Here is a 17,480-nt window from a genome sequence, read left to right as displayed (position 1 = left end):
TTGAAAATCTTGACGTTACCATGGGAGGTAAGTTATATGATAAGAATTGATGCTAAAGGAAAAACTTGTCCCATACCAGTTATAGAAGCCAGGAACGCTCTTAAAGCAGTTGAAGAAGATGAAACCGTATTAGTTATTGTAGATAATGAAATGGCTAAGAAAAATTTAGAAAAAATGGCTAAGGGAATGGGATACGAATGGGAATCCAAAACTATTAATGAATATCATTATGAAGTTAAAATTATAAAAGGGTTAGGTTCAGATGAATCTGTTAAAGAATTAGAAAATGAGAAAAAGGAAAATACATTAGTTGTTATATCTTCTGATAAAATGGGAGAAGGGAATGATGAATTAGGACAAGTTCTAATTAAAGGCTTTATTTATGCTTTGGTAGAAGCAGAACAAATCCCCTCTACTATTGTTTTCTATAATGGGGGAGTAAAACTTCCAACCAAACAATCTTCAGTGTTAGATAGCTTGCAAAAATTAGAGAGGTTGGGAGTGGAAATTTTATCTTGCGGAACATGCCTTAACTATTATAATTTAGAAGATGAGCTGTCTGTTGGACAAATCACAAATATGTATAACATTGTTGAAAAAATGAATGCTGCTAATAAAATTATTAAGCCTTAGATTATAAGGCTTTTTTTTATTTACTCTGTTTGGTAATTTTTTCATATATTCATTAATATGATATTGGTAGTAGTAAAATATCATGAAAATAGAATATGAGCTATGTCCAAGCTATTAGAAAATTAGGTGCAGAGACTATAGTAATAGATTTAAACTATAATTGAAGCACATTCAAATAAATAACAAAATATAGAGGAATAGAAGGAGGATTTTCTATGAATTTAGATTTTAAAAAAGTATTAAAGAAAGCAGAAGAGTACAAAGGGGACATAACAAGGTTTCTTCGTGACATGATTGCTATTCCTAGTGAAAGCTGTGATGAACGTAGTGTCGTTGAGAGAATAAAAGAGGAAATGCAGAAAGTAGGCTTCGATAAGATAGACATAGATAATATGGGAAATATAATAGGAACTATAGGGCATGGTAAACATATTATTGCTATGGATGCACATGTAGATACAGTAGGCATAGGAGATAAGGGGTTATGGCAGTATGACCCATACAAAGGCTATGAAGATATGGAAGTAATCATAGGACGTGGTGGAAGTGACCAAAAGGGTGGTATGGCTTCTATGGTTTATGCCGGGAAAATAATTAAAGACTTAAACTTACAAGGTGACTATACTCTGCTTATTACAGGTACGCTACAAAAACATGAATGTGAAGGGAATTGTTGGCAGTACATGATAAATGAAGACAAGATTCAGCCGGAATTTGTTGTGATTACAGAGCCTACCTCCTGCAATATATATAGGGGGCAAAGAGGAAGAATGGAGGTAAAAGTAATTACTCATGGTAGCACAACAGAGCGAGGAGAAAATGATATTTATAAAATGGCACCTTTTTTTAATGAGTTGAAAGATCTTAATGAAAGATTACATTATGATGATTTTTTGGGGAAAGGAACCTTAACTGTTTCTGAGGTGTTTTTTACTTCTTCATCAAGAAGCGCGATGGGAGATAGTCAAACCATATCAATAGATAGAAGATTAACCAATGGAGAAACGTATGATGAGGCCCTAGAGCAAATAAGAAATCTTTCATCGGTGAAAGATTTGAAAGCTGAGGTTTCCATGTATGATTACGAAAAACCTTCCTATAAGGGAGTTGTTTACCCTACAGCTGCTTATTTTGAATCTTGGATAACAGATGAGGACCATCCAGTTTGCGAAACATTAGTAAGCGGATATAAAGGTTTATTTAATGAGGAGCCTCTAGTTGACAAATGGGCATTTTCTACAAATGGAGTTTCTATTATGGGCAGATACGGTATACCTTGCATTGGCTTTGGACCAGGTCATGAAGAAGAGTCGCATTCTCCAAATGAAAGAACTTGGAAACGTGAATTAGTAAATGCTGCAGCTATGTATGCAGTTATTCCTAGTTTATATGTAAGCAGATTAGTAAAAGATAGTGTTAATTTAGGTGTAGATAATTACTCTTATAAAGAGTAGAATAAAAAATATAAACAATTTATTCTTAAGTAAGACTGTTTATATTAATTTTATTGAGGTGATTATGAAGAATATGAAAAAACTATACGTTGTTGAAAAGGTTGTCACAATATTAACTTTATCATTGCTTTTAATAGGTGCGTGGCTTAGTTATACAAATAACGTTTCTGGCGGTGTAATTATCTTATGTGTAGGGGTGATATCCTCATTACTAAGAAATAAATTTTTTAAAAAAATAGAATATAAAAACAAAAAAGTGGATTTTATTTTTGAAATAATAATTATAATTTATGTGTTACTATTATTAATTATAGGTTTAAAGGGGTGTAGCCGATAAATCTGTGATAGCAGAAATACTGAAGTTTACATAAAAAACAGTGAGTATATGTGCCAATTTTAAATAGAGGTTAATTAGGTACAGGCGACATATATATGTCGCCTGTACCTAATTAATCTAAAAAAATATATCACTATAATTCAATATTTTCAAACACTCCCTTACCCAAAAACACTATTAAACTGCTAAATATAAGATTATAGGTAATAAATAGTGTGTAGGCTATTAGCATTCCCGTAGAACTATATAATGCTATCAGAAGGACTATACCAGGTGATAGTATTAAAAGTAAGATTGCAATTCTTATAAGAGATGTAAATACTATGTTATTACCACTGCCTAAAATTCTTCTAGTAAGAATTCCACCATAGATGAAAAGAGAACCTATTGAAACAAAGGCTATTATATTAAGGAGAATAAGAATGATACTACTTTTAAATAATATTCCTGTTATTGCAAACACTATAGTTCCATCAATAAGGTTTTTAAGGTTATCAACTACAGTTGCATAGATAACCTTCTTAAAGGCGTGGGCTGGTAATATGTAAATGTATGGGTTTGATAAATCTCTTTGCCACTTACTAGCAAAGGTAAAAAATAATTGAAGATATATCATGCCACCTAAGACTATTTTTAAATCTTTTATAGGGCTAAATAATCCAGCACTTATTGCTATAACTGCGTAAATAACAGACACTACATTTATCAATGCAAAACCAGTCTTTTTATACTCTAATATTTGTCTCCAAAATATAGCAGAGGCAAATTTTCCTTTTTTAGTGTATTGAACTTTTCTTACTTTAGGTTTTTTACCCGGTTGTACAAATAATCGCTCACCCCGACGCGTGGCGGAGATGGCTGTTTCTTTTAATTCAGTTGAAGCTAAGACATCTTCATAATAGTCAAGTTGCATAGAGTAAATTAAATAACTGAAAATACCTCCAGACGCAACAATCAGAGCTATATAAACAAAAAATATTGAATGTATGCCATTCATTGAAGATAATATAATTGCCCTTACCCAACCGTATACAGGAATATATGAAATGGCAGGACTATTTAGCAATGATATAATAGCCTTAACTGGTGACCTAGTTATATATAATTCTATAAAGTATACTATAATTAGGGATACTCCTAAAACTTTAAAAGTATTTCTTAAAATAACCTTATTTTTTTCACATTTAGAAGCTATTGAATATAATAATATCTTTAGTATTGAGTTGAAAATGAGCATAATGAATAAGCCAAAGATAATTACTATAATTCCATAGGATTTAATATTAGTAAAACGATAAAGGTTAGGTCCTTGAAATGAAACAAAAAAAACTGCTATAAATGAAGTATATATTTGTTTTAAAAATCCATATACTAAAACTTTCTGAGGACTAGTGGGAGATGTAAATACTAAATTTATGTCTGCACCCCTAAAAAAAGTGGCTCCATTATTTATTGAGGAATAGAGGTCCGGTGCGGTGAACAGTAAAATAATAAATCCTACAATAGTAGTGTACAACGCTGGATCTAAAATATTTTGCTTGCTGGTATTACTGCTGCCAAAAATAAAAGTTAGTGACAAAAGTATAAGAAGTATAATATAGGCAATTAGCTTTATTGGCTTTCGCTTTAGTTCTAATAAAAAATTTCTTATAGATTTTTTTATTATATAAAATAATGGTTTCATACGCTATCCTCTGTTACATCAAAGAAGAGTTCTTCTAAGGTCTCATTCCTATTCATAAGCTCTTGCTTTGTACCGGAGAGTACTATATTTCCATTTTTCATTATCAATACCTTGTCCCAAAAATCATCAACACTATCTATTATGTGGGTACTTATTAGAATGGCAGAACCTTTTTCTCTGAGCTCTAAAATTGCTTTCTTTAGTTCTTTTATTGCTTTAGGATCTAGGCCCATTAAAGGCTCATCAAATAATACTACCTTAGGGTTTATTATTAAGGCGCAGCAAATACTTACTTTTTGCATCATACCCTTGGACAGCTCTTTTCCAAGCTTATTTCTTTTATCAATTAAATCAAATCTTTTAAGTAATTCTTCGGCTTTTTCCTTATAGTTATTTATACCATAAGCGGCAGCCATATATTCTATATGCTCATAAACTGTGAGCAAATCAAACATAGCTGGAACCTCTGGAACATAGGAAAATAATTTTTTTGCCTCAACACTCTTGTTTTTGTGATTACAAATTTCAATGTATCCATCATATTTTAATAGCCCAGCGATGCATTTTATTGTGGTGCTTTTTCCAGCACCATTTGGGCCCAAAAGAATAGCAATTTCACCTTCATTTACTTGAAAGCTAATATTGTTTACAACTAATTCTTTAGAATATTTTTTACTTAGGTTTTGTACAGTAAGCATATGTTCATCTCCTTAAATAGGTAAAATCACCATAATTATAACAAAACGGTTATCTTTAGGCAAGGTCTGTATTTAAGTAGAAAGAACCATCCTAAATTTAATATTTAGGATGGTTCTAATTTATTGTAAAATATATCTGATTTATATCCAAAGGTGGTTCAAATATTCTTGGGGTGGTTAATTACAAGAATATTAATTTATAACGGTAGCGTTAGCATACCCTTGAGTTACATAGTTGTTATCACTATTTTAATCCCCACAAGTGCTAGAACTAAGGCGACAACACACAGAGTAATTAAAATAGAAGTATTTTCCGACATTTCAGACACATTTTCGTTTTCAGGTTTCATAATTATTTGTCTCCATTTCAGCAATTATTGGCCATGCTATAAATTTCAATCTAATACTGGTATTATGATAATTCTTATTATCTATATTTAGCATGTCTTGTTTTATACTATCGTTGTAGCAACCTATTCCTATACAAATTAATACTACTAAATAAGTATTGCATTTAAGTGTCAATATTGTTAACAATTTATAACCATAATATTATATCACAAAATGGGTAAACTATATAATGCATTGGATATGTGCAGTGTATTTTGTACATTAGATAGTGTTAACTAATCTATGAAAAAACAAGATTAAAAATTTTGGAATTTAAATTGCACCTTGAAAAGTGAAAATATACCTTAAAGGAATGAAATATTAGTTTTGTCTTCATCAAAACCTTGTAATTTTTTTGGTAAATAAAAAAAGTCAGCAAAAATATACCTAATCAGATTGTTCCTTTTTTACGGAACCCTGCCGGGTAAGAAAATTCAAACTATATTAAAAGGTAAATTCACTTATACAACCTGTTTTTCTATTATAAGTTGCTGTGAAAGTTCGATTAACTTTTGCCATTTTGCTGGCATAGTAGAAATCTTTTCAAGTTCAGGGATTGAGTTCAATGGTCCCCAATAAGCGTAGCTATGTGGGCGGAGAAAGTTGTAATATGCTACAAACAACGCCAAGTGCGTGTTGGAACCTTCTTCACTACCAAAGCCATTTGTAACCCTATAGGAAAATTTAAATGTTCTGTTGAGACGCTCTATTATTTGTTTAAGCCAACGATATTCGGTTGAAATAGGATCAGAGTTAGTAAGACCAATTACTTGGATTACATCGAAGTCCATGCCGTTAAGTTTAAACTGTTGCTCAGCAAGCTTATATGCAGTATAGCCATCAGCAACGAATTTAAGTGACTTGCCGGGAAACTCTTTGAACTTATCGAAAGCCATACGCATAGTCAAAATGCAAGGGCCAGTATCACGGCTAAAAGACGCTTGGTATCCTAAAATTGATTTCTTGATAGCGTCCATAACAAGCCAAACATATTGATGGACTCCTTTGACTTTAGTATAAGTTTCATCAGCAGCGAGGTAATCAGTAGGCTTATAGTCATAATTATCGACAAAGGGTTTAACTAAAGCGGCAGCTGTGACGGCGTATCTGCTAACCATGACATGAGATATTTTAACTCCATGTATTTCCCAAAGAGCAAGCGCCGTACGGCGTGTAGATAATCCTAAATTAATGTTATATGTTAGACATAGGCCCATTACATGAGACGAAAAATTTCTGAAATTTAGGCTAGTAGCACCTTTTGGCATAGAAGATAAATCTACATCAAAATAATTCGTTGTAAACTCACGATAAATGTAATGCAGTTTAAATCTGTGCTTATCTTTCTTGTATTCTTTAATATCTTCAAGAGAAAGCCTTGAAAGAGAATTCAGGTAATAATTACATTTTTTATTAACACATTTATGGATATAAAAGTTTTTACGGTCCTTCTTCTTACTTAAAGAGTGTCCACAAAATGGGCAAAGGAAGCTCTCAGTTTTAAAATTAACCTTATTTTTGTTGAAATGCAGATCACAAACTTTGCACCAAAGCTGCCCACGGCCTCCAGCGTTATCGTAGATATAGATGTGCGGAGCGCCACATTGAGGGCAGATGGTCTCTGGGGATACTGGATATTTACCACGAGAATTGACAGGTTTTTTATCCTTACCATGAGAGGTTTTATACTCATCTAATAGTTGATTATAATTAAGCTTTTCAAAAGTTTTGATAGTAGGCAATTTGTCTACAGTAAGTTTTTTATATTTAGGACTTGTCATATCGTATTTTGGAACTTTTAGCGGTATATTTTTAGCAATAAAAATAAGTAATTGTTTAATTTGAGAAAGTAATACTTGATTATAGGTAACTAACATTGATATAATTGTACTCACAATGACACCTTCCTTTTGGTATTTTGTTGAGTTCAGATACAACAATTATATCAAATAGAAGGGGTCATTGTTTTTTTATTTTAAAAACAACTTAAATCCTTGCAAATGCAAGGATTTATATAAAAAAAGTAAAGATAGTGTTTACACTATCGTACATTAGAAGGGAGAATATTTATGAATAAAAATGATTTAGAAGAAATAAAAAAAATGAAAAAACAATCGGAATCAAATAAAGGTGTTAGTGGTGCGTCAAACGGCGATGTGACTAATATGTATAACATGCCTAACATGGCTAGTGGCCCTAGTGATGCTACTCCAGAAGAAAAGCAACAATTAAATGCACGTTCAGAAGCATCTAAAGGCACTACTGAAAAATAATTTTAAGGCAGGATAATCCTGCCTTAAAATTATTTTTCAGTATAGATTATAACATATGTCTATCGACACCATATCCGTACCTAAAGCAATTGACAACACTCGAACTTTTATCTGCAACAATAACATCCCATAAGTCTTCCGTATTTGTGCCTATAGCTCTTCCTGCAACTCCTGCACTATAACAAGAAGCAGTATTAATAAAATTCCATCCCAAATCAATAGGTTTATTATTATTATTATTATTATTATTATTATTATTATTATTATTATTATTATTAGTGTGAGTGTATCCATAGACATAACATAGTATTTTTCTTGGACCTTGGCTCGTGGAATTTATTTATAAAATAAAAGCACTTCTATTATTGATATGCTTGATTACTAATAATTAAGCATTACTTATTCATATGGCTACACTTTTCTAATTTCTCAACAAATAATGTTGCAATCCTGGATAGATTTTTTTCATGAACTAAATAAGAAAAAAATCTATTGTATTTTGTTTTGATAGGTATAATTTTAAGTTCATTGTTAATGGCAGCATCAGTTACTACTAAAGATGAGATAAAAGTTACACCTAGATTGTTTTTAACAGCTTCTTTAATGGAGTAGTTACTTCCGAGAATAATGAAGTTTTTTGGAGATATGCCTTCTGCATTTAAAAAGATATTTAGATATTCACCAGTGCCAGAACCCTCTTCTCTATGCATCCAAGTTTGATTTGACAAACAAGTTTTAAGTCCAATATTTTGGTCATAGGTAAAGGAATTTGGAGTTACAACAACCATTGTATCCTCATAAAAATTTTTGAAAGTATAGTCATGCACAGGGACGCTGCCTTCAGTTAAAGCAATATCAATATCATAGTTTTTAAATTTTTCATAAATATTATGGGTATTTTCAATAGCAACTTCTAGTTTTATGTTTGGAAACTCTTTAATAAACTCTCCTAGTATTGAGGGCAGTAAAAATTCACCTATAGTCATGCTTGCGCCAATCTTTAAAGTGCCAGAGGTGGAATTATGATAATTGTTAAGTTCTTCTTTTGTATCATCTATTAGGGAGATTATTTGTTTAGCTTTTTTGTACAACATTTCTCCAGTTTGTGTAATTAATATACTTCTCTGTTTATTTGATCTTTCTATTAGTCTTGTATTGAAGTGTTTTTCTAAAATTACAATATGTAAGCTTACGCTAGGCTGAGATATGTTGATGCTCTTTGCAGCCTTTGTGAAACTTTTCTTATCTACCACAGCAATAAAGGTTTTTAATTCCTCAATCAAAATTATCACCCTACCTATCAGAAATATTAATAAGTATTATATAAAACATGTATTATACTTATTGGTTAAAAAACAGTATACTATAGCCATAATAATGTTGCAATAGGAAAGGATTGATAATGATGAAAACTTTAAATAAAATTCTTCTTAGTGAAGTACTTCTTGGGGAAGTTGAGGATTTTAGAGCGCTTGGACATAAATTTTTAAATGGGGAAACAAGTAAAATGGACTTTAAAGGATCCTCGGGTGGTATGGGCGTGTATGCCGAGCGTAGTGGCAAGAAATTTATGATAAGATTTAGAATACCATCAGGGATAGCTTCTATAAAAGATCTTAAATTAATATATGATTTTACACAAAGATATAGATTAGATAGTATACATCTAACTACTCGTCAGGCGATACAACTACATGGAATTACTATTGATGAAGTTTGTGATTCCATGGAAGAAGGTATAAAGAAAGGTTTATACTCAAGGGGATCCGGCGGTAATTTCCCTAGAAATGTGTCAGTCTCACCGCTATCTGGAGTAGGGGAAAAAGATGTGTTTGATGTATCACCTTACGCAACAGCTGTAGGAGACCATTTTTTAAGTAAGGTATATACGTATAAACTCCCAAGAAAATTTAAAGTTGCATTTTCAAGTAATGAAAAGGATGAGGCACATGTAACTGCTACTGATTTAGGGTTTTTAGCGGTTAAAGAAAATGGCATAGAGTATTTTAAAGTGTATTTAGGTGGTGGAATGGGGAATAATTCAAAACTATCTGTGAAGAGAGAACAGTTGATTAAGCCAGAAGATATTTTATATCATGTTGAAGCAATAACAGATCTTTTTATTAATGAAGGCGACTACATTAACAAAGGAAGAGCTCGCATAAGATATATTATGGAAAGAATGGGCGAGGAGAAATTTGTAAACTGCTATAATAGTTATTTGGAAAAAGTTAAGACTAGAGAAAATTTAAAAATCAAGGTACAAACCAAAATCTACGACAAAGTTGGGATTGAAACATCGATGCGAAGTCCAAGACTATTTACTCAAAAACAAAAGGGATTATACAGTGTGTATGTGCATCCAATAGGCGGACAATTAAAAAGTGAGCATTTGAAACTAATAATAGATAAAATAGAAGTTATGAATGAAGTAGAGATAAGACTAGCTATGTCAGAGGGATTATACATTAGAAATTTGAATGGGAAAGAAGCTGAAATAATCCTTGAGCTAACAGGTAAAATGGGTGGAAATACTTCACTGGAATGTTCTATTGCTTGTATAGGAGTTCCTACTTGTCAGATGGGAATTTTAGAAACACAGCGTACTTTAAAGGATATACTAAGTTATTTTAAAGAAAATAATTTAACAAAAGATATACTGCCTCATGTTCATATATCAGGATGCCCTAATTCTTGTTCTGTACACGAAATAGGAACAATTGGGTTTTGCGGTAAAAAGAAAAAGGTCCAAGATGAGCTTATAAATGTATTCGAATTACATTTTGGGGGAGAGATTGGGATAGGTAAAACAAAGCTAGGTAAATATTATGGCGATATTAAGGAAGCAGAAGTACCAAAATTTTTATTCGAACTTGCAAGTGCTGCAATTAATGATAAAAAAGATTTCACTAGTTGGACTGAGCAAAATGTATATGAACTTAATGAAATTATAAACAAATATATAGTATAAGTATATAGTATAAGTAAGTAAATGAGAGTGTTTGATATCAATTAGATTATGATTATCGTTTACCAAGCACTAGTCTTCTACGGATTGCTTTTGACCTCTAGTTAAAAAAATGGTATACCTAAGAAGATTAGTTGTTATAATTGTGAAATAAATAACTAATTACTAGTAAACTATATTAATATAATTAGGGAGTGATAAATGTTGGTTACTGACAAACTGTTTTATAAAATTCAGCAAAACAATATAAAGTAAAGGTTATTAGAATTACCTTAAATGAAGAACAATTTCAAAAGGCTAATGATAGAATAAAATATCATTCTTCATCAGATATTGTTTGCTAAAGGTGTAAATAATGATTTGCCTTTGACAAGAGATTACATATATAAATAGGTAAGAATTTTATACTTTAATAAGAAAATTACACAAATGACAACATTTTATAATAAGTAGGTGAAACAATGAAGTACTTAAGACAATTAATGATTATTTTGATTCCGTATATTATTGGAACTATATTGCAACTTATGTTTAAATTACCGATTCCGGGAGCGGTTATTGGACTTATTTTACTGTTTTTGGGGTTGCAAATAGGTATAGTTAAGGTTGAAATGATAGAAGAAGTTTGTGAGTTCCTTTTATCAAATATGTCTTTTTTCTTTATTCCTGCTGGAGTAGGTCTAATGACAGCATTTGGTGTGTTAAAAGGAAAATGGATACCATTTATCGTTATAGTTGTTCTTTCCACATGTTTAGTTTGGATTGTAACAGCACTCGTAGTTAAATTTTTAAGGAAAGGACGTTTATATGAATGATTTAATTACTTCACCAGTTTTTGGTGTAATAATATCCCTTATTGCTTATGAAATTGGGATTTACATAAAGAAGAAAGGCAGACTTTCAATTTTTAATCCACTTTTGATAGCCATTATTATATTAATATTTTTTTTGACAAAGCTACATATTAAATATGAAGACTACAATAACGGAGGTAAAATAATTTCATTTTTTTTATTTCCTGCCACAGTGGCATTAGCTTTGCCTATGTATAAGAAATTCTCTTTATTTAAAAAAAATGCTATACCAATACTTATAGGGATTTTGAGTGGTGCGATTTCTGGTATTGTATGTGTAGTATTCCTTTCGAAATTATTTGGAATTTCCGATGTACTTATTGAATCTTTAATACCTAAGTCTATAACAACACCTATAGGAATAGCATTGTCAAATCAGTTAGGGGGACTTTCCTCAATTACAGTTGTAGCTATAATAATGACAGGTGTTGTAGGCTCAATTGTCGGACCGTTTTTATATAAAATTTTAAAAGTTAATGATAAAGTTGCCTTAGGGATTGCTATGGGAGCATCTTCTCATGCGCTGGGAACAGCGAGGGCTATGGAAATAGGAGAAACTGAGGGAGCCATGAGTGGAATAACTATGGCTATTTCAGGAATTGTAGCTGTCCTTTTATATCCTCTTTTATGGAATATGTTTTTGCGCTTTTAGGATAATTTCTTGGAATACGCTACATTTTGGCTTCGATTAAATTAAGTTTATATATGTAGTTTATGTATTATTAAGGAGGTTTTTTCATTATGAAAAAAAATGAGATTAAAGGTCCGCTAAATAAATTAATTGATTCAATAGACAATTTATTATCTGATGAAAAGGAGCAAAAACTAAGGAGTAAATTGGGAAAAGAGGTAAGGAAATATATTTTTACAGATGAAATAGTTAAAAAACTTAATGAAAGCGATTTTTCAGGATTAGTTGAGCAGGAAGAAGAAATAGAGATGCTTTTTTCTATGATATTTCCTGTTTTCATTGAGAAAGATGATGTTTTCTTTAGGCTGTATAAGCATAAAATTGAAGTTGATTTATCAGATGAAATGAGTGATAGATATATTTACATATTTTCTGATGGGAGACTTATATCAGGTTTATTTGAATGTTTCAAGCTTTATGATGATGAATATATTTATGGAATAAAAAAAATAATAAATATTATTCCAAGGCTTAGAGAAACTGTAAAAGAGGAATTAGTAAACCTAGATAAAAGTGAAAAATTTAATAAACAAAAAATAGGTGATTTTAAGAATAGAGAAATAGTAGCTAAAAAGAATTTTAATGAATTAATAGATAGCTTAAATAAGGTTTAGTAATATGTAGGAATGTTATGGGCGGGATTAAAGAAATTGTGATGCAATTTTGATGAATCTATTATTAAGATTAAAATAAAAACACCCTTTCAGATGTTAAAGGTTGTCTGTAGTATAAAAAGCAAACCATAAGGACATAATTTAGAAGCAATTACTCTGAAGGGAATGATGACCTTATGGTATTCAATAAAGTAGAAATATGTGGTGTAGATACTTCAAAATTACCCGTACTAAAAGAAAAAGAAATGAAAGAGCTACTATTTAGGATACAAAATGGTGAGTATGAGTGTAGAGAAAAATTTATTAAAGGAAATTTAAGATTGGTTTTAAGTGTGATAAAGCACTTTAATAACCGAGGAGAAAACGTAGATGATTTATTTCAAGTAGGCTGTATTGGTTTAATGAAGTCCATTGATAATTTTGATCTAAGTCTAAATGTTAGATTTTCAACATATGCAGTTCCTATGATTATTGGGGAAATAAGAAGATATTTAAGAGATAATAACTCAATAAGAGTTAGTAGATCATTAAGGGATATTGCATATAAAGCATTACAAGTTAGGGACAGATTGGTGAATCAAGACAACAAAGAGCCTACTGTAGCTGAAATAGCAAAAGAATTAGAATTACCAAGGGAAGATGTAGTATTTGCTTTAGATGCTATACAAAATCCTGTATCTTTATTTGAACCAATTTATCACGCTGGTGGAGATGAAATTTATGTAATGGATCAAATAAGTGACACCAAAAATTTAGATGATAATTGGCTTGAAAATATATCGATTAAAGAGGCAATGAAAAAATTAAATGTTAGAGAAAAGTTAATCTTAAATTTAAGGTTCTTCGATGGAAGAACTCAAATGGAAGTAGCAGGTGAAATAGGAATATCCCAAGCACAAGTTTCTAGACTTGAAAAAACTGCATTAAAGCACATGAGAAAGTACGTATAGGGTCCCCTAGTGGGTCCCTTTTTTTACTGTAGCATTTATTTCAGAATATAGTATAATGTATTATTTTGTGAAAGTTTGAAAAATATTATCTTTTTACAATTAAAGTAGTTGATTTTTTGTAATAATAAGTCTACTATGTAATGAGTACATGTGTGAAAGAATTATAAAAATTAAATAATAGAATATAGGTTTAAATTAATTAAAAGGGAATCAGGTTAAAATCCTGAACTATCTCGTAGCTGTAATAGATGAATTTAAGTGCATTATGCCACTCGAAAACGGGGAAGGCGCGCTTAAATAATGATTCTTGAGTCAGAATACCTGCCCATATTTTCGCACTACAAACTCTACGAGTGATAGAGAGGGCTTTATAATGAAAATTTGTTTGTTGATTTTATATGATTAAGCATATTTTTGAATCGTTTCCTTCTAACACTTTAGTTAGAAGGATTTTTGTTTTGTAGACAGGCCTATACTACGAATTGTCAAAACGAGCCTATAACATGATTAGGCAGAATATCATCGTTTTCGCCGGGTGCTTCAATGCGATTATAGTTACATTATCTGGCCTTGCATTTTTAAATCAGATTGTAGGTGTAATTGTTTACTATGCTTCATCTATTTTTATTATTCTAAAATCTCCCAGAATGCTGCCATGGGGTGAAAATTCAAAGGAGATGTGAAATGGGAAAAATTATTATTTTATGTGCCATTTTTCTAATGGTGGGCTTTTTCTTCAAATGGAAAAAAGGGGATGGGACACATAATCATCACCATGGAACCGGACATAAACACGGCGAAGGGTTTTCAATTGATTTTTATGCTTATACTTCTAAAATCAGACACTGGAATGCTACTTTTAAAGTATCTCTTTCTGTTTTGATATTGATTCTTTGTATTGTATTGGAAAACCCCTATGTGTCTGTTGTGGTCATTATTGCAATGGCCTATCTGACCATTGTAAAAGGAGAGCTTCCAGTAAACGAATACTTGTCAATAATGGCGATTCCAATCATCTTTATCCTCCTTGGCACTTTTACAATTGCTATTGATTTTTCAAAGCAGCCGATGGGGCAGTATAATTTGTATCTTGGCTTCTGCTATGTGTTTACTTCTCAGGCAAAGCTTAAGGAAGTGGCATTTTTGATTCTGAAAGTTTTTGCAGCTATAAGTGCCCTACAAATGATGACACTGTCAACTCCATCCTCCGAGATTATATATGTGCTTCGAAAAGCACATGTTCCAAAGCTTATTGTAGAGCTGATGAACCTCATTTACCGTTATATTTTCATTTTAATGGATGTCTATACTAAAATGAAAAATTCCGCAGAATCTCGTCAGGGCTACTGTGATTTTAAGACTTCCTGCTATACATTTGGAAGCATTGCAAGCAATATGCTGGTTATTTCGCTTAAAAAGGCAAACGATTATTATGATGCCATGGAGGCCAGATGCTATGATGGGGATCTTATATTTTTGGAGGAAGATAAAAAGGTAGAGACAATACAGATTGCCTCTGCAGTAGTATTTATAATTTTTTTGATCCTGATATGGGGCGTTACAAGATAGAAAGGAGCTATTATGGGGAAATCAATATTAAAGGTCGAAGATCTATACTACGTCTACGGGAATGGAAAGTCTGCATTGGACGGTGTAAGCGTGGATATCTATGAAGGTGAGAAAATCGCTGTCATTGGTTCCAATGGATCGGGAAAATCTACATTTTTCTTGAATATAAACGGTGTATTTACACCTGAACAGGGAAAAATCATTTACCGGGGTACTGTCGTTAATAAAAAGAATTTAAAAGGACTTCGAAAAAATATCGGAATTGTATTTCAAGATGCGGACAATCAAATAATCGCATCTACAGTTAGGGCAGAAGTTGGATTCGGGCCGATGAATTTAAAGCTTCCAAAAGAGGAAGTACTAAAGCGAGTTGAGGAAGCACTGGCATACATGAACATATCAGATTTCAAGGATCGTCCGCCACACTATTTGAGTGGCGGTGAAAAGAAGCGCGTCACCATTGCGGGCATCATTGCTATGAAATCGGAGATCATTATCTTTGATGAACCTACTGCATCACTGGATCCTTTAAATGCACTGATGTTAGAAGAAGTTTTGGATAAGCTTGGTTTGGAGGGCAAGACAATGCTCATTTCCACCCATGATGTAGATTTCGCATATCGATGGGCGGAGCGAGTCCTTGTATTCTGCAAAGGAAAAATTATCGCAGATGGAACACCATTAGAAATTTTCCAAAACACAGAAATTTTAAAACAAGCAAATCTAAAACAGCCAACCGTGATGGAGATATATGAATTGCTTGTAGAAAAACATCTGCTGGAAGATACTAGTGCCTATCCGAAAAGTACGCAAGAATTTAAGGAAATGTTTGAAAAATAGTTAGGTTTTCTAGGCGGGTTAGCTTAGATTAATATAAATTAAAAACAATAGAGGAGGAAAAAAATGAACCAGAAAGAAAAGAAAATTGTCTTTATTGCGATTGCTTTCGCATTAATTTTCGGGGTAGCTCCGGCAGCAAACGCAATGCATATCATGGAAGGATACCTTCCACCAAAATTCTGTATTATATGGGGTGTTATATGCGTTCCATTCTTGGTAGCAGGTTACTTATCAATTAAGAAAACATTAGCTAAGAACCGTAAATCCATCACTATTCTTGCTATGTCAGGCGCATTCATTTTTGTGCTTTCATCTTTAAAGATTCCGTCAGTAACAGGAAGTTGCTCACATATGACTGGTACCGGACTTGGGGCAATCCTATTCGGACCAATGGCAGTCAGCATCCTGGGGATTATTGTACTACTTTTTCAGTCAATTTTGCTTGCTCATGGCGGACTGACCACTCTTGGTGCTAATACGTTTTCTATGGCTATTGCAGGACCGCTTATTACTTATGTAATCTACAAATCATGCCAGAAGCTCAAAGTCAATAAATATGTAGGTATTTTTCTGGCAGCATCAATCGGTGACTTATTAACCTATTGTGTAACAAGTTTTGAACTTGCACTTGCGTATCCGTCTGCAAACGGTGGTATCGCAGCATCTGTAGTCAAGTTCCTTGCAGTATTTGCACCGACACAGCTTCCACTGGCAATTATCGAGGGTATTCTGACAGTTGTTATCATTATGGGTCTTGAAACATATGCAAAATCCGAATTAACAGAACTTGGATTCCTAAAGGGAGGCGAAAATTAATGGTAAAGACGAAAAAAAAGGTTATCATTTTATTAATTATTGCTGCAGTGATTGCCATTATACCATTATTCACGTTAAAGGGTGCTGAATTTGGTGGCTCAGATGATGCAGGAAGCAAAGTGGTTTCCGAGATTACAGGTACAGAGTATAAGCCTTGGTTTGAACCTGTTATGGAAACTTGGATTGGTGGAGAATTACCAGGCGAAATTGAGAGTTTACTCTTTTGTCTACAGACAGGTATAGGAGTTGGTGTTCTATTCTTTTTCCTGGGAAGATTCGTAGAGAGAACTAAAAAAGAAAATCAGGGGAATAAAACTGAATAATGATTTTCCAGCCTTATAGAATACCTTTCTATAATTATACACAGTTAACGCTACGAGAGATAGGGAGGTGTTTTCAAAATATGGTGGTAAATGTAGAAAAGAAGTTCGAGTTGGTTAATTATATGGCTGATATTGAAAAGGGAATTATTGAAAAAACACTGAATAAAAACGAAAACAATGTTAGCAAAACATCAAGAGAATTAAGTATTTCAAGACAAGATTTGCAATATAAAATAAAAAAATATAAGATAACCGTGAGATAATAAAGCATATGTATGCATATGCTAAAACAAGGAATATAGTGTAGTTAATTAGACCGTGTTTATAGTATTCTATGATACATTCTTATATAGATATAAAACGATAAGTATTAAATATATAGTTTG

The 17,480-nt window shown here is 32.1% G+C and carries 19 protein-coding genes and 1 riboswitch; of the genes, 14 read left to right on the top strand and 5 right to left on the bottom strand.

What is annotated here, in order from left to right; all coding sequences use genetic code 11:
• Nucleotides 1–36: 36 nt before the first annotated feature.
• The 3 genes from yedF (at nucleotide 37) to KTC94_RS08680 (ending at nucleotide 2,424) form a co-directional block, all read left to right on the top strand.
• Entirely contained in the window at nucleotides 37–633 is a 597-nt protein-coding gene (yedF, locus tag KTC94_RS08690) for a sulfurtransferase-like selenium metabolism protein YedF (protein ID WP_216303871.1), read from the top strand.
• A gap of 215 nt (nucleotides 634–848) precedes the next feature.
• A complete protein-coding gene (locus tag KTC94_RS08685; protein WP_220320370.1) occupies nucleotides 849–2,087 on the top strand; it encodes a YgeY family selenium metabolism-linked hydrolase in 1,239 nt (412 codons plus the stop codon).
• Nucleotides 2,088–2,151: 64 nt separating this feature from the next.
• Nucleotides 2,152–2,424, top strand: coding sequence for a hypothetical protein (locus KTC94_RS08680; RefSeq protein WP_220287576.1), 273 nt, complete (start codon nucleotides 2,152–2,154; stop codon nucleotides 2,422–2,424).
• A gap of 133 nt (nucleotides 2,425–2,557) precedes the next feature.
• On the opposite strand, the gene KTC94_RS08675 is transcribed toward KTC94_RS08680, so the two are convergent.
• The 4 genes from KTC94_RS08675 to KTC94_RS08660 all read right to left on the bottom strand — a co-directional run bounded on the left by KTC94_RS08675 (nucleotide 2,558) and on the right by KTC94_RS08660 (nucleotide 7,091).
• Nucleotides 2,558–4,108 (bottom strand): putative ABC exporter domain-containing protein, encoded by a 1,551-nt coding sequence (locus KTC94_RS08675; protein ID WP_220320371.1) that lies wholly within the window; start codon nucleotides 4,106–4,108, stop codon nucleotides 2,558–2,560.
• Nucleotides 4,105–4,806 carry an ABC transporter ATP-binding protein gene (locus KTC94_RS08670; protein ID WP_216303867.1) on the bottom strand — a complete coding sequence of 234 codons (702 nt, stop codon included), beginning with the start codon at nucleotides 4,804–4,806 and terminating at the stop codon, nucleotides 4,105–4,107. Before KTC94_RS08670 ends, KTC94_RS08675 begins: the two co-directional genes overlap by 4 nt.
• 227 nt (nucleotides 4,807–5,033) lie before the next feature.
• Nucleotides 5,034–5,156 carry a hypothetical protein gene (locus tag KTC94_RS08665; RefSeq protein ID WP_258280580.1) on the bottom strand — a complete coding sequence of 41 codons (123 nt, stop codon included), beginning with the start codon at nucleotides 5,154–5,156 and terminating at the stop codon, nucleotides 5,034–5,036.
• A 501-nt stretch (nucleotides 5,157–5,657) separates the two neighbouring features.
• Nucleotides 5,658–7,091, bottom strand: a complete 1,434-nt coding sequence (locus KTC94_RS08660; protein ID WP_258280699.1) for a DDE-type integrase/transposase/recombinase — start codon at nucleotides 7,089–7,091, stop codon at nucleotides 5,658–5,660.
• A gap of 174 nt (nucleotides 7,092–7,265) precedes the next feature.
• Here KTC94_RS08660 and KTC94_RS08655 point away from each other — a divergent pair, with 174 nt between their 5' ends.
• Nucleotides 7,266–7,469 carry a hypothetical protein gene (locus KTC94_RS08655; RefSeq protein ID WP_220320442.1) on the top strand — a complete coding sequence of 68 codons (204 nt, stop codon included), beginning with the start codon at nucleotides 7,266–7,268 and terminating at the stop codon, nucleotides 7,467–7,469.
• Between the two features lie 395 nt (nucleotides 7,470–7,864).
• On the opposite strand, the gene KTC94_RS08650 is transcribed toward KTC94_RS08655, so the two are convergent.
• On the bottom strand, nucleotides 7,865–8,752 hold the full coding sequence (locus KTC94_RS08650) for a LysR substrate-binding domain-containing protein (protein ID WP_216303864.1): 888 nt from the start codon (nucleotides 8,750–8,752) through the stop codon (nucleotides 7,865–7,867).
• A 122-nt stretch (nucleotides 8,753–8,874) separates the two neighbouring features.
• Here KTC94_RS08650 and KTC94_RS08645 point away from each other — a divergent pair, with 122 nt between their 5' ends.
• The 10 genes from KTC94_RS08645 to KTC94_RS08600 all read left to right on the top strand — a co-directional run bounded on the left by KTC94_RS08645 (nucleotide 8,875) and on the right by KTC94_RS08600 (nucleotide 17,357).
• A complete protein-coding gene (locus tag KTC94_RS08645; RefSeq protein ID WP_220320441.1) occupies nucleotides 8,875–10,440 on the top strand; it encodes a nitrite/sulfite reductase in 1,566 nt (521 codons plus the stop codon).
• A gap of 458 nt (nucleotides 10,441–10,898) precedes the next feature.
• Nucleotides 10,899–11,252, top strand: coding sequence for a CidA/LrgA family protein (locus KTC94_RS08640; RefSeq protein WP_216303861.1), 354 nt, complete (start codon nucleotides 10,899–10,901; stop codon nucleotides 11,250–11,252).
• Complete coding sequence (locus tag KTC94_RS08635; protein WP_220287584.1) at nucleotides 11,245–11,943, top strand: LrgB family protein; 699 nt, start codon at nucleotides 11,245–11,247, stop codon at nucleotides 11,941–11,943. The genes KTC94_RS08640 and KTC94_RS08635 overlap by 8 nt, the downstream gene beginning before the upstream one ends.
• Before the next feature lie 89 nt (nucleotides 11,944–12,032).
• Nucleotides 12,033–12,596 (top strand): hypothetical protein, encoded by a 564-nt coding sequence (locus tag KTC94_RS08630; protein WP_220287586.1) that lies wholly within the window; start codon nucleotides 12,033–12,035, stop codon nucleotides 12,594–12,596.
• A 176-nt stretch (nucleotides 12,597–12,772) separates the two neighbouring features.
• Nucleotides 12,773–13,546 (top strand): RNA polymerase sporulation sigma factor SigG, encoded by a 774-nt coding sequence (sigG, locus tag KTC94_RS08625; RefSeq protein ID WP_165413361.1) that lies wholly within the window; start codon nucleotides 12,773–12,775, stop codon nucleotides 13,544–13,546.
• A gap of 169 nt (nucleotides 13,547–13,715) precedes the next feature.
• Nucleotides 13,716–13,890: riboswitch (cobalamin riboswitch) on the top strand.
• Between the two features lie 376 nt (nucleotides 13,891–14,266).
• A complete protein-coding gene (cbiQ, locus tag KTC94_RS08620; protein WP_369811900.1) occupies nucleotides 14,267–15,115 on the top strand; it encodes a cobalt ECF transporter T component CbiQ in 849 nt (282 codons plus the stop codon).
• A gap of 12 nt (nucleotides 15,116–15,127) precedes the next feature.
• Nucleotides 15,128–15,955 carry an energy-coupling factor ABC transporter ATP-binding protein gene (locus KTC94_RS08615; RefSeq protein WP_220320439.1) on the top strand — a complete coding sequence of 276 codons (828 nt, stop codon included), beginning with the start codon at nucleotides 15,128–15,130 and terminating at the stop codon, nucleotides 15,953–15,955.
• A 63-nt stretch (nucleotides 15,956–16,018) separates the two neighbouring features.
• Complete coding sequence (locus KTC94_RS08610; protein WP_220320438.1) at nucleotides 16,019–16,771, top strand: energy-coupling factor ABC transporter permease; 753 nt, start codon at nucleotides 16,019–16,021, stop codon at nucleotides 16,769–16,771.
• On the top strand, nucleotides 16,771–17,094 hold the full coding sequence (locus KTC94_RS08605) for an energy-coupling factor ABC transporter substrate-binding protein (protein ID WP_165413365.1): 324 nt from the start codon (nucleotides 16,771–16,773) through the stop codon (nucleotides 17,092–17,094). Before KTC94_RS08610 ends, KTC94_RS08605 begins: the two co-directional genes overlap by 1 nt.
• Nucleotides 17,095–17,174: 80 nt before the next feature.
• Nucleotides 17,175–17,357 carry a helix-turn-helix domain-containing protein gene (locus KTC94_RS08600; protein ID WP_220320437.1) on the top strand — a complete coding sequence of 61 codons (183 nt, stop codon included), beginning with the start codon at nucleotides 17,175–17,177 and terminating at the stop codon, nucleotides 17,355–17,357.
• Nucleotides 17,358–17,480: the final 123 nt, after the last annotated feature.

This window comes from Clostridium sp. CM028, assembly GCF_030585565.1.
GTDB classification, from domain to species: domain Bacteria; phylum Bacillota; class Clostridia; order Clostridiales; family Clostridiaceae; genus Clostridium_AD; species Clostridium_AD estertheticum_B.
Note: the sequence above shows the minus strand (reverse complement) of the source record. Positions and strands in the feature narration are given on the sequence as shown.

What these genes read in the sequence shown, in the direction of transcription:
- yedF (WP_216303871.1), top strand. Translation starts at nt 37, where the DNA reads ATGATAAGAATTGATGCTAAAGGAAAAACTTGTCCCATACCAGTTATA.
- KTC94_RS08685 (WP_220320370.1), top strand. Translation starts at nt 849, where the DNA reads ATGAATTTAGATTTTAAAAAAGTATTAAAGAAAGCAGAAGAGTACAAA.
- KTC94_RS08680 (WP_220287576.1), top strand. Translation starts at nt 2,152, where the DNA reads ATGAAGAATATGAAAAAACTATACGTTGTTGAAAAGGTTGTCACAATA.
- KTC94_RS08675 (WP_220320371.1), bottom strand. Translation starts at nt 4,108, where the DNA reads ATGAAACCATTATTTTATATAATAAAAAAATCTATAAGAAATTTTTTA.
- KTC94_RS08670 (WP_216303867.1), bottom strand. Translation starts at nt 4,806, where the DNA reads ATGCTTACTGTACAAAACCTAAGTAAAAAATATTCTAAAGAATTAGTT.
- KTC94_RS08665 (WP_258280580.1), bottom strand. Translation starts at nt 5,156, where the DNA reads ATGAAACCTGAAAACGAAAATGTGTCTGAAATGTCGGAAAATACTTCT.
- KTC94_RS08655 (WP_220320442.1), top strand. Translation starts at nt 7,266, where the DNA reads ATGAATAAAAATGATTTAGAAGAAATAAAAAAAATGAAAAAACAATCG.
- KTC94_RS08645 (WP_220320441.1), top strand. Translation starts at nt 8,875, where the DNA reads ATGAAAACTTTAAATAAAATTCTTCTTAGTGAAGTACTTCTTGGGGAA.
- KTC94_RS08640 (WP_216303861.1), top strand. Translation starts at nt 10,899, where the DNA reads ATGAAGTACTTAAGACAATTAATGATTATTTTGATTCCGTATATTATT.
- KTC94_RS08635 (WP_220287584.1), top strand. Translation starts at nt 11,245, where the DNA reads ATGAATGATTTAATTACTTCACCAGTTTTTGGTGTAATAATATCCCTT.
- KTC94_RS08630 (WP_220287586.1), top strand. Translation starts at nt 12,033, where the DNA reads ATGAAAAAAAATGAGATTAAAGGTCCGCTAAATAAATTAATTGATTCA.
- sigG (WP_165413361.1), top strand. Translation starts at nt 12,773, where the DNA reads ATGGTATTCAATAAAGTAGAAATATGTGGTGTAGATACTTCAAAATTA.
- cbiQ (WP_369811900.1), top strand. Translation starts at nt 14,267, where the DNA reads ATGGTGGGCTTTTTCTTCAAATGGAAAAAAGGGGATGGGACACATAAT.
- KTC94_RS08615 (WP_220320439.1), top strand. Translation starts at nt 15,128, where the DNA reads ATGGGGAAATCAATATTAAAGGTCGAAGATCTATACTACGTCTACGGG.
- KTC94_RS08610 (WP_220320438.1), top strand. Translation starts at nt 16,019, where the DNA reads ATGAACCAGAAAGAAAAGAAAATTGTCTTTATTGCGATTGCTTTCGCA.
- KTC94_RS08605 (WP_165413365.1), top strand. Translation starts at nt 16,771, where the DNA reads ATGGTAAAGACGAAAAAAAAGGTTATCATTTTATTAATTATTGCTGCA.
- KTC94_RS08600 (WP_220320437.1), top strand. Translation starts at nt 17,175, where the DNA reads ATGGTGGTAAATGTAGAAAAGAAGTTCGAGTTGGTTAATTATATGGCT.